At 38.1% G+C, this 11,342-nt stretch carries 10 protein-coding genes; 5 read left to right on the top strand and 5 right to left on the bottom strand.

The genetic code is table 11. The features are described 5' to 3' along the window. Window positions 1-379: 379 nt before the first annotated feature. Together H5968_RS09640 and H5968_RS09635 are read left to right on the top strand one after the other, a co-directional pair. The gene (locus tag H5968_RS09640) at window positions 380-1,000 is read left to right on the top strand and encodes an N-acetyltransferase (RefSeq protein WP_096567463.1); all 621 of its coding nucleotides are present in this window, start codon (window positions 380-382) and stop codon (window positions 998-1,000) included. A 796-nt stretch (window positions 1,001-1,796) separates the two neighbouring features. After that, a complete protein-coding gene (locus tag H5968_RS09635; protein WP_187039776.1) occupies window positions 1,797-2,354 on the top strand; it encodes a hypothetical protein in 558 nt (185 codons plus the stop codon). 12 nt (window positions 2,355-2,366) lie between these two features. On the opposite strand, the gene H5968_RS09630 is transcribed toward H5968_RS09635, so the two are convergent. From H5968_RS09630 to H5968_RS09620, 3 genes are all read right to left on the bottom strand, one after another. Next, window positions 2,367-3,515, bottom strand: a complete 1,149-nt coding sequence (locus tag H5968_RS09630) for a histidinol-phosphate transaminase (RefSeq protein WP_187039795.1) — start codon at window positions 3,513-3,515, stop codon at window positions 2,367-2,369. Window positions 3,516-3,886: 371 nt separating this feature from the next. Then, the gene (locus tag H5968_RS09625) at window positions 3,887-4,585 is read right to left on the bottom strand and encodes a YqiA/YcfP family alpha/beta fold hydrolase (protein WP_187039775.1); all 699 of its coding nucleotides are present in this window, start codon (window positions 4,583-4,585) and stop codon (window positions 3,887-3,889) included. Between the two features lie 393 nt (window positions 4,586-4,978). Beyond that, complete coding sequence (locus H5968_RS09620) at window positions 4,979-5,821, bottom strand: sulfurtransferase (RefSeq protein WP_187039774.1); 843 nt, start codon at window positions 5,819-5,821, stop codon at window positions 4,979-4,981. 103 nt (window positions 5,822-5,924) lie between these two features. Here H5968_RS09620 and H5968_RS09615 point away from each other — a divergent pair, with 103 nt between their 5' ends. Continuing rightward, complete coding sequence (locus tag H5968_RS09615; protein WP_187039773.1) at window positions 5,925-6,836, top strand: tRNA (5-methylaminomethyl-2-thiouridine)(34)-methyltransferase MnmD; 912 nt, start codon at window positions 5,925-5,927, stop codon at window positions 6,834-6,836. Window positions 6,837-7,096: 260 nt separating this feature from the next. Here H5968_RS09615 and H5968_RS09610 read toward each other — a convergent pair whose 3' ends face one another. Both H5968_RS09610 and H5968_RS09605 read right to left on the bottom strand, forming a co-directional pair. Then, a complete protein-coding gene (locus H5968_RS09610; RefSeq protein ID WP_187039772.1) occupies window positions 7,097-8,170 on the bottom strand; it encodes a serine/threonine-protein kinase in 1,074 nt (357 codons plus the stop codon). Between the two features lie 151 nt (window positions 8,171-8,321). Next, a complete protein-coding gene (locus H5968_RS09605; RefSeq protein WP_187039771.1) occupies window positions 8,322-9,224 on the bottom strand; it encodes an alpha/beta fold hydrolase in 903 nt (300 codons plus the stop codon). A gap of 171 nt (window positions 9,225-9,395) precedes the next feature. On the opposite strand from H5968_RS09605, the gene H5968_RS09600 reads away from it, so the two are divergent. Next, window positions 9,396-10,898 carry an S-layer homology domain-containing protein gene (locus H5968_RS09600; protein ID WP_187039770.1) on the top strand — a complete coding sequence of 501 codons (1,503 nt, stop codon included), beginning with the start codon at window positions 9,396-9,398 and terminating at the stop codon, window positions 10,896-10,898. A 13-nt stretch (window positions 10,899-10,911) separates the two neighbouring features. Further along, the gene (locus H5968_RS09595) at window positions 10,912-11,271 is read left to right on the top strand and encodes an S-adenosylmethionine decarboxylase (RefSeq protein WP_187039769.1); all 360 of its coding nucleotides are present in this window, start codon (window positions 10,912-10,914) and stop codon (window positions 11,269-11,271) included. Window positions 11,272-11,342: the final 71 nt, after the last annotated feature.

Below are 11,342 nucleotides of genomic sequence, written 5' to 3'. Positions count from 1 at the left end.
TCCCATTCCATCCGTGATACTAACACTTAAAGCTGATTTTTTGTGATCTAGGTTATGTTAGAGTGATGAATATGACATATAATAACTATATTTCAAAATAAAGTATAGTATTAAACAAGTACCTCTTGGTAATTAGACATCTGATGACAATTATTGTAGGGACAATTCATGAATTGTCCCTACAGGGATTCGGGGATTATGCACATTTAATTACCACGAGATGTCTATTGAGCAATCACAACGTGATCGGTGACAGGCTTCGCCGTGAGTTTCCACAGTCTCAACTACAGCATAACCTCATGACTAATGACAAGTGACGAATTACAAAAACTATACTCAAGCCAACTTTCCTTAAATTAACCTCAATCCTCAACTAGCTTTGAAATCCTGGTTTTTTCACCCACATCACCAACAGTTAGTTACAGATACACGTATCCTCAATTCTTGGCAGTTCCAAATCCGTGCAGCTACATCTGCTGATTTACCAGGGATTGCCCAAATCATTGCTGAAAGTTTTCACTCCCAAAAAGGTTTATGGGGATGGGCTTTTCCTTTATTCCGTTTGGGTATTTATGAAGACTTAAAGTATCGTCTAGCGTCAATGACACCTCATCACGTCTGTTTGGTGGCTGTTGACATCAGTACCACAGGCACTCATCAAATACTGGGAACTGTGGAACTGGGTGTGCGTTTCAGTGATAGTTGGACAAATATTCAAAAGAGTTATCCCTATTTGTCTAATTTAGCTGTTCACCCACAATACCGTCGGTATGGTTTGGCTTCCAGTTTACTGATTAGTTGTGAACAAGTGTGCCAAGACTGGGGATTTGAAGATTTATATCTTCATGTCTTGGAAAATAATTATCAAGCCAGGCAGCTGTATTTCAAGTTGGGATATCGCGTGCATGGAGTTGAATCTAATTGGAACAGCTTTTTCTTTTATCCCTCACGGCAGATTTTCTTGCATAAACACCTGACTCCTGACTCCTTGATATCCTGACTTCTGACTGCTGCTATAGTTAGGGTTTGCTGAAAAAGTCCTTTCGTTAGGGGCCAGGAGTCAGGAGGAGAATTAAAGACATTTTTTCATTTCTGTCCGCCCAGAAAAGTGCAAGGTTTTTCAGACTCAATACGCTATAACGAAATAACGAAAGCACCTACCGTCTTTTTTATGAGCCTCAAACCTTTGATTTATGAGGCTTTTTGGTTTATTCAGCAAACCCTAGTTAAGTTTCTTTAATATTCGACACTTGTGCTTATAAAAACTTTAAGAAAAAATTGCTGGAGTTAAAGACAAATCTGCCTCAATCCCATAAAATAGACATCTCCAGAAAAGAAGTTATGGGATATCTAGATGTCTGATTTTTCCGTTAAATTATCGCCCATAAGCTTCGCCCCTACAACTTATGACAAATTAATACATTCTATTTTGGAGATGTGTAATATAATTATTAATTTTTGAACACTACTGAATTTTGTTGTCGTCTATTTATTTAGGGTTGGTAAACAGTTTTTAATGATACAAACATAATCTTTGATGTAATTAAACAGTTACTCAATTGACGTTTTTAAGTCCATATTCCCAGGGCATGGCAAATGTTTAGAATGTCTTTAAATGATAATTTTAGATAGTAGCTGTTACAACTGGGGGAATATCCGCAAAGCACTGGCTAATTTCAACCGACATAGGTGGGATTTACTTTTTTGATAATATACTATATTATAGTATTTCTGTGCCTGTGCAAAATAGGAATGCTTCTTCTATTACCGTCAATTTCATTAAAAATTTGAAAAACATGGATAGCGAACAACGCCAACGCTATCAAGCTGCTATGGTATCAACTTATTGCTCTGAAACTAGTTTCCTGGACAAACCTACCATGCGAGATGGTAGTGAGCGATCGCATAGCACTGATATTCTTGCGTCATTACATAGCGGAAAATTTTTGATAGTTAATAGTCGTAAGCGCAACGGGTTAATAGTTGGGAAACGCTATCATGCAGAATTTGCGGGTCCTGGAGCAGTTGTAGGTGGGGATTATGACAGGGATTGTCAGTTTGTCATACCTATAGGTAATCTCTCCTTATTAGCTCCTGAATCTCATGAAGAGCTTCAGAAGGCTTACTTGATTAGAAGACAATGGATTCGCTTAATCAAACAAATTACAGAAAATCCAGTTCCTGTACAGAGAGTACAGAAAATTCTGGAACAATTTGCACAGTATTTTCCAGCAGAAATGGTTGCTGATTTGCCAGATGCTGCCTTTGCTATGTTAGTGGGTGTGTTGCCGCAAACAGTGACAATATTGCGTCGTCTTGGCAATGATTTAGACGACGAATGTTTTGATTATTAATAGTGAATATAGTTAATATTCAAGCTTGGCTAAAGCTGTTTTTAATCGCGTCAAGGTACGAGAGTTTTCTTCTGGTGTTCCTAGAGTAATTCGTAATCCCCCAGGCAGTGATCTGATCAAAGTGCCTTTATTTGTGAGTGTTTGATTGATCATTTTTAAAGCTTCATTGACTGGTTGAGAAGTCTTCGGTTTCAGACGCAGGTAAATAAAGTTAGTGTCACTATCTGTAATTTCTAATGCTGGGTGTGGGGATAAAGCCATGATCAGTTTACTGCGTTCACTCAGAGTTTGGGGAATGGAACTTAGCAAAAGTTGACGATTTTGTACAGCTACTAAAGCGGAAGCAAGGGAAAAACTGGGTAGATTGTAAGGAAGACGGACTTTTTCTAAAATAGCGATCGCATCGGGATGACCTACACAATAGCCTACTCGCATAGCTGCTAACCGGAAAGCTTTGGAAAAAGTCCGCAACACTACCCAGTTTGGATGCTGTGCTAATTCCCCAACTAAGGTAGTTTGGCTAAATTCAAAGTAAGCTTCATCAATCACTACCAAAATTTCCTCTGGTAAACTTTTTAACCATGTTACTTCTGCCGCAGTCAAACTATTAGCTGTGGGAGAATTGGGATGAACAACGAAAACCACTCGAATTGGAGGATTTTGAGTTTCTTCCAGTGCTGATTGTGCCGCTTTCAAATCTATTTCAAAATTGCTTTCATTTCTACCCACACTCACCACAGGAATACCTAGAGTTTGCGCCAAAATAGCATACATGGAAAAAGTGGGGTTAGCAACTAAAACAGAACCTTCTCCCCCCAAACAAGTGGCGATTAATAAAGAACGTATGAGTTCATCGGAACCATTACCTACAGAAATATGAGCAGCGGTGAAAGTGGAGGATGAAAGGTTAGCTGACTCATTGACATATTCGGCGATCGCTTCTTTGAGCGCCTCATGTCCACCATCAGGATAACGATTGCTTTCAATGACTTGTTGAAAAGTCCAAGCTAATTTTTCTTTGATCTCTGATGGCAAATCATAGGGACTTTCATTAGTATCCAGCCGATCAAATTGCGTTGCTGCCGGTTCGCTTGTATTGCTGCTGGGGTGGGGTTTGTAAGCAGAAAATTGGTTTAAATCAGAACGAATAAATGGAAGCATCATTTGTTAGTTGTTAGGGAACTATTAACAGGGAACAGAAGGCAGGAAGTTCAGGAGTTCAGGAGGCAGGAGGCAGGAGTCAGGAGTTCAGGAGGCAAGAAGTAATGTAGGGTTTGCTGAAAAAGTCTTATCGTGAGGGCAAGGAGTCAGGAGGGAGAATTAGAAGTAGCCAAGAATGACTGATTTGGAAATAAAAGTGATCAGTTTTTGATGGTTTTAGTGTCTATTCCTTGCAGCTTTTTCACCTTTTTTACACCTGAATCCCTTGATTTATCGTGGTTTTATATTTATTCAGCAAACCCTAATATATTATTCTCCCCAGTCACCAGTCACCAGTCACCAGTCACCAGTCACCAGTTACCAGTTGCCAGTTACCAGTCACCATTCCCCAGTTTGCAGAATGAGCGAATGGCTTGCCAAATCTTATCAGTTACATTTGCCAAGGTGTGATCGCTATCCAATTCTATTAATTCTACCCAAGGACGCGATCGCGCAAAATCTCGACTAGCTTGAATAGGAATAACTTCATCTTGTTTGCCATGTAAAATCAGGGTAGGAATGGGACGTTGTAACAAGTTTTCCTGGTATTTGGCAGCATCTGTGACGAAATTATAACTTAAAGGTAATTCTCTTCCTTCCCCATAGTGATAAACGAAGCAATATTGTTCTTGATGCCAACGTTTGATTTTTTCTGCTCCTAAAGAGGGCAACCAATGGGATAAAAATCCAAAAGCTGGTGCTAGTAACACTAAGCGTTGCACTTGTGGGTTTTGTTCTGCCAAATGAGCAGATGTTAAACCACCTAAACTAGAACCAATCAGCGTTATAGGTATGGATGGATCAGGAAATTCAGCGGTTCGGCTTACTTCGGCTCCGCTCAGTACAGGTCGCTCACCATAAAATTTAACCTGATGTAATTGACGGGTAATGGTGAGATGGGAAAAATCACCAGCATTTAAATCGGGAATTTTTAACTTGATCTGAATTTGGGTAAAGCGATCACTCAAATCCTGTGCTTTGGTTGATTTAGGACTGGAAGCAAAGCCATGAAGATAGATGAATGAAGTCAAATTAAAACTCCTGATCCATTATTCACTCAAAACTTAATTGTTACCGGGGTTATTGCCAGGGTTATTGCCAGGATTGTTACTTGTACTGAGCTTGCACTGAGCGGAGTCGAAGTGCGGAGTCGAAGTATTCTGTCTATTTTCGCGGATGACTTCTCCTGTTTTGACAAAATAATCTATTGATCCCAAAGGATTATTCCTGATTGATTCTCTTCCTAAATTATCTCTGGTAGGACGGTTGATAAATCTTTGTTCGCGCTCAGATTCTCTATTGTTAGAGCGATTGTTGGAGTTATTATTGGCGTTGTTATTAGAGCGATTGATTTTTCTAGCTAGTTCTTTAGTGTCCAGTCCCCAATCACCTATTCCCTATTCCCTATTCCCTATTCTCTATTTCTAATAACTAATCCAATCACTCCAACTACCTGCATAAAGTTTAGCTGTGGAAATTCCAGCTAGTTCTAAAGAAAGTAAATTGACACAGGCGGTTACACCAGAACCACAATAAACTAAAATTTCTTTAGTAGGTGCTATTTTTTCCCATCGTTGACGTTGTTCTGATTGGGGAAGTAAGAAACCGGAAGCGGCGGTGACTGCTTGCCAAGGATAGTTTACAGCACCGGGAATATGACCAGCTATTTTATCGGTTGGTTCTCGTTCTCCACGATAGCGATCGCCATCTCTTGAATCTACCAAAACTACATCTGGACTATCTTTGAAATTTTTAACATAAGTATAGTCTACAACTTTTTCTTCATTTAAATGAGGGGTAAAAGTTCCCATTTTAGGTGCTGGAATTACATCTGTAACAGGATAACCAGCTTCTTGTGGTGAGCGAAGCCGAACCATTTGCCAACCAGCAAAACCACCATCTAAAACAGCTACTTGTTCATGTCCTAAGTAACGCAATAACCACCACAAACGAGATGCAAAAGCCAAACGTGAATCATCGTAAGCGACTACTAAAGTTTTTTGGTATATTACCCCAATTTTTGCTAATTTATCTGCTAAATCATTGGGGTTAGGTAAAGGATGTCTTCCCCCATGTTCAGCGACAGGGCTAGATAAATCCTGATTTAAATCTAAATAGTAAGCTCCTGGAATATGACTTGTTTGATATTGGTTTTGTCCTAATTGTGGATCAGCCAAAGAAAAGCGACAATCAATAATGACTACTTGGGAATCATTAAGATGGGTAAATAGCCATTCGGGAGAAACAACAAATTGATGATTAATCATAGGTGACAGGTGACAGGTAACAGGTGACAGAAGGAAGGTTATTTTCGCTCACCCAGTATCCTAACTGCTGAATGATGAATATTGAAATGAGGTAACGAGAAAAATGTCAGATACAAATAATTTTACACTTCAATTGACAAAAGATGGTTCTTTTACTTTTTTCTCTCCAGAATTTAATGAAGCTTTTCATAGTAATTATGGAGCAAAACAAGAGAGCTATCTAAAATTTGCAGTTCCCACTCAAGTACAGAAAGTAGCCAAGAAGGGAATAGTAAAAATTTTAGATGTTTGTTATGGACTAGGATACAATACAGCGGCTGCTTTGGAAGTAATTTGGCAAGAAAATCCTACTTGTATAGTGGAAGTTATTGGTTTAGAAATAAATCCTGAAGTTCCCAAAGCAGCGATGAGCCAGGATATATTTAATGATTGGGATGATGAGTATAGAACTATTTTAAACGAACTGGCATTTAAGCACTATTGTCAAACAAATCGCTTACAAGCCAAATTACTGATAGGTGATGCTAGAAAATTAATTCAAGAAGTAGGTAAATCAGGTTTTTTAGCAGATGCTATTTTTCTTGATCCCTTTTCACCACCCCATTGTCCCCAATTATGGACTGTGGAATTTATACAAAAATTAACGCAGTGTTTACACAGAGATGGGTTATTAGCGACTTATTCCTGTGCTGCTGCTGTACGCACTGCACTTTTAGCGGCTAAGTTGGTAATAGGTTCTACCGCACCTGTAGGAAGACGCACTCCTGGTACTATTGGAGCATATCCCGATGGGGTAAATGACACTTCGACAAGCTCAGTGCATCGCATTACAGGGATTTATCCCCTTTCAGTAGCCGAAAAAGAACATTTACAAACTCGTGCTGCTATTCCTTATCGAGATCCTTCTTTAAGTGATACTGGTGAGTTAATATTAAGCAGAAGGCGACAAGAACAAGAAACGAGTCCCTTAGAAACAACTTCAAAATGGCGCAAACGATGGCTAGGAAAGGGTTAATATTTGACACTTCGACAAGCTCAGTGCATCGCAATTGCCCGTCAACAGACTAGAAGCCTGTTTTACTTCTTGATCATGGGTATATTATTTCAGAACTTGAATTTCAACGCAAGGCAAGTAATATTTTAAGAGTAATATTTTCAGGAACCTAGAACAATTACAAAAGATTCATTCATAAGCTATTAATTGCTTGGTTGAGAATCAGTCAATAACTTTTACCCATGTTTTTTTGTAATAAATAAACGATTATAGATTGTAAATTACTTGACTGAGTAATTAGTATTTTTACTACTATTCACTTCTATTAAATTCGGCTTTAAATCGACATTAGAATTTACAGCATCACCTAGTTGAGAAATCATCAAATTTGAACCTAAACCTAATAAAATTCCCGTCACACTTAAACCTAGCATAGCTATAATTTTTTGTTGATTTATTGCGATCCAAAAAATATCTAATATCTGATCTGATATTGTACCAGAACCCATCACCGGAATAGGTATTAGTGCTGCTAAAGCATCCGCAGCATTAGCATAACGATATTTACGATTTGGTGCAACCATTTTCTTTAACCATGAACAAAAACTTGGACTGATATCAGGAAGTAATTCCTGAAAATTAAAGCGACATTTATCATCCATTAATTTACCAATATCCGCAGACCGAATATTTGTCAACAAGCAAATTAATGTTACACCTAAACTATATAAATCAGCTGCTGCTGTTAAAGGATATCCAAATTCTGCTTCTGGGGGAATAAACCCCGGAGTACCAGCAACCAATGTACTCAAAACTGCTCTTTTATCCTGTGTCTTTGCTAAACCAAAATCTACTAAATAAGCTTGTAATTGCTGGTCTAATAAAATATTATCTGGCTTGATATCTCGATGAATAATTTTAGGTTTTTGTTCTTGTAGATAAACTAAAATATCTAAAATTGATAAAGCAATTTCCTTTATTTCTTGGGGATGAAAGCAGCGGCTCAAACCTAATGATGGAGCATTTTTATATTCTTGGACTAAATAGAAACATCCTGGTGTTTCAAAAGAATTTATATAACGAGGAATGCGGGGATGATTTAATCTTTGTAAAAACTGCATTTCCCTTTCATAAGCTTTCACTCCATACCAGTCAGCAGTTGTATTTGCAAAACAAAATTCCTTAATTACTACTTGTTTTTGAGAGTTGATATGATTAGCTAAATAAGTAATGCGTCCTCCTTCTGAGTTTCTGCCTAATTCTCGAATTACTTGATAGCCAAATGCGGAAAAATCTGGATAATTTTTGCAGAATTTTGTCTTTTTGTATCCATGATTTACATTAAACTCTATCATAAAATACACACCAGTTTTGTTTTGACAAAACAAAATCATAAAATACATTTTCAAAAATTGTCCTCAGTTGACATAGGAATGAGTAAAAGGTAATCTACGTGCTTCACAAATTACCCATTACCCATTACCAATTCCAGATGGTTTTGATGTTTTACCCTACGGACTTCCAGTTTTTCTGTGCTAACCAGTCAATAATTGCAGTGTTGACAATATCTGGTACTTCATCATGGGGACAATGACCGGCGTTAGGAATAGGCACAATTTGAATATCTTTACCATTGTTACCCGCCTCTTCGTAAATTTTAGCGCCGGTAATTGGAGTCCAAGGATCATTAGCACCCCAAATTACTAATAAACGCCATTTTAACTGCGGTAATAGTTCTTCGGGAGCAGGTCCTGGAGGTGCGGTGAGAATGGAAGCAAAAACTTGTTGCGCTCCTGGATCGCAAGATGGTGTATAAAGTAAATCAACAAGTTCATCTGTTACAGCATTGCGATCGCAATATACTTGATACAATGTGCGGCGAATTTGTGATTTTTGGCGAATGCGGTTAAAAACGAATTTTCCTGTGACTGGGTTAGCTACCAACTTGTTAAACGTAGCCATGAAAACCCTTAAAACCGGGTTTAATTCATGGGGACGATGACTCAAACCACCAGCAGAATTTATTAATACTCCCCCAGCAGCAATTTCAGGATGTTCTGTGAGAATTATTAAACTCAACAGTGCGCCAATGGAATTTCCTATAAATATAGCCGGTGTTTGAATGTGTGCATCATAAAAATCTTTTAACAGTTCTACCCACACTTCCATGCTATAATTCACGGTCGCTTTGTCCGAACCACCAAAACCTAGTAAGTCTAAAGCAAACACCCGATAACCAGCATTGGCTAAAACAGCTATATTTTTGCGCCAGTGTCCTATAGAAGCACCAAAACCGTGAATGAGTACCAAGGGTTGACCTGTACCCATCACAGTATATTGAATTTTATAATCTTGCCAAGTCCAAACTTGTTTTTCTATGGTTTGTAAATTCTGGGTTGTAATCGTCATTCGTTAAGATTCCTAAAGTATTGTTTCTTTATGCTAATCCTCCTGGCATTCTAGACAAAACATGAGCGAAAAAACTACATAAGATGTACACTAGCACCTGTAACTTTCACGTAGCATCAAAATCACTACTAGATTTTACTTGCGTAGTGATTTAATATCAAATAAAATACTATGATTTTAAGTAGATTAACTAATTTTAGGAAAGTCCTGATAGCGTCAGTTTCTCTCATAGCCTTGTCGCCAATACATTCTACCTTGGCTGCATCTCAACTATCTGCTGTATCTGTTACAATCCCATCAACAATCAATGCTCAGCAGCAGCTTTTAGCACAAGAAACTACTCAAGCAGAAGAAACATCAACTCCTACTGCTTCTGCCAGGAGAGAAAAGTCAGGATTTACTTTATATATCTGGCAACCAGGTGGTAAAATATCAGAAGTAATTGCCCGGATATCTATTAAAGGGAAATATGGTGATAAATATCTCAAAGAAAGATTTTTAGGCGATTACAAATATAAAATTAAGCAGAAAGCCAAATTTGTGAACGGTTTTAAATTGGGCGATCGCATTGTTGTCCGATTGTATGACACTAAAAACCGTTTTATTGGCTACACAGAATTTGCTTGTTTACCTGATCATACAGCAGTAAATCTGATTTTACCAGCCAAACCAAGCGAAAATCTCGTAGTTCGCGTTTTTTATGGTGTTGATAATAACGAAGATGGCATCGTTGACAGAGATGCAGCTATCAACTACGACTACTTCACAGAACTCAAAAACCAAAAAGTTACCTTCCTCACCAGTTCCGAAAATATCGACATTACTCCATACCAAGCAGCGGGTTTTGCTAACGTTGCTCAAACAAGCGTTTATCCTGCAACCTTTAGTGAAGGCGAGTTTGCCTTAGCAGGTAAAACCATTACCGTCTATGATCCTAAATTAGCACCAGCCCTATTATCTATTCCTGGCAGTTTGGTAAAGTTAACCCAACTCGGTAACCACTCCACATTTCAACTTCACGAGTTATTGGGTAAATATCGCTCAGTGGGTGTAGCTCAAGGTATTCGAGTCAACTTTTCTGATATTCCCAAAGATTACTGGGCTAAAGATTATATCGCCGAATTGGCAGCAATGGAAATCATTGATGGCTATCCTGATGGTACATTTCGCCCTAACGCCCCAGTTACTCGCGCCCAACTAGCAGCCCTCTTGCAAAAGACATTTATTAAAAGTAAAGTGCGTAAAGCCATAAATTTTCGAGATGTTCCTAAAAATTATTGGGCGTATGATGCCATCCGCGAAACTTACGAAATGGGCTTTTTCACAGTTGTTAACAGCAGAAACTTTAACCCCACACAAAAACTGAAACGTCTCGATGTTTTAATCACCTTAGCTAAAGGATTGAATTATAAATTTAGCGGTTCTACAAAAGATATTTTGTCTATTTATAATGATGCTTCCACTATCAGAAGCGAACACCGCGAATTTATCGCCGCAATGACGGAAAATGGCGTAATTGTCAACTATCCCAATGTAAAATTATTAAACGGTGACAAGCAAGCTACCAGAGCCGAAGTTAGTGCCTTGTTATATAGGTCTATGGTAAGTGCAGGTGAAACTGCTGACTTTGCTTCCAAATATACAGTTAAACCTGTTAGAAAAGGTGACAGGTGACAGTGAGGTAAAAGTGATTAAGTCACACCATTTTTCTGCCATCTTACCAGTAAATAAAACAGCATTTAATTGGCAGAAAACAGATTTTATAGAAGTGTTGAAAAATGCTGCTGATACTGCTGAATTAACTGTCATCGGTGAAGTGAGTTTTGCATTTCAACCCCAAGGAGTATCAGCAGTGATTTTATTAGCTGAATCTCATATAGCGTTACACTTTTGGCCAGAGGAAAGTAAAGTTACTATTGATATTCATATCTGTGATTATCAAAAGGATAATTTACAAAAAGCGCAATTTTTAACACAGATAATCACACAAGAATTTAGTAGTTGTGAATATCTTAATAATTGGCATTATTTATCTGTTAGTGGCTAAAATAATTTAGATTAAAACTTAGGACTTACCCACAAGTCACAGAATAATAAACCACGAAGACACGAAGGAAA

Origin of the sequence: Sphaerospermopsis sp. LEGE 00249, from assembly GCF_014299995.1 — a bacterium.
Classification (GTDB): domain Bacteria; phylum Cyanobacteriota; class Cyanobacteriia; order Cyanobacteriales; family Nostocaceae; genus Sphaerospermopsis; species Sphaerospermopsis kisseleviana.
The sequence above is the reverse complement of the archived record's forward strand: the minus strand, read 5'-3'. Positions and strand labels throughout refer to the sequence as shown.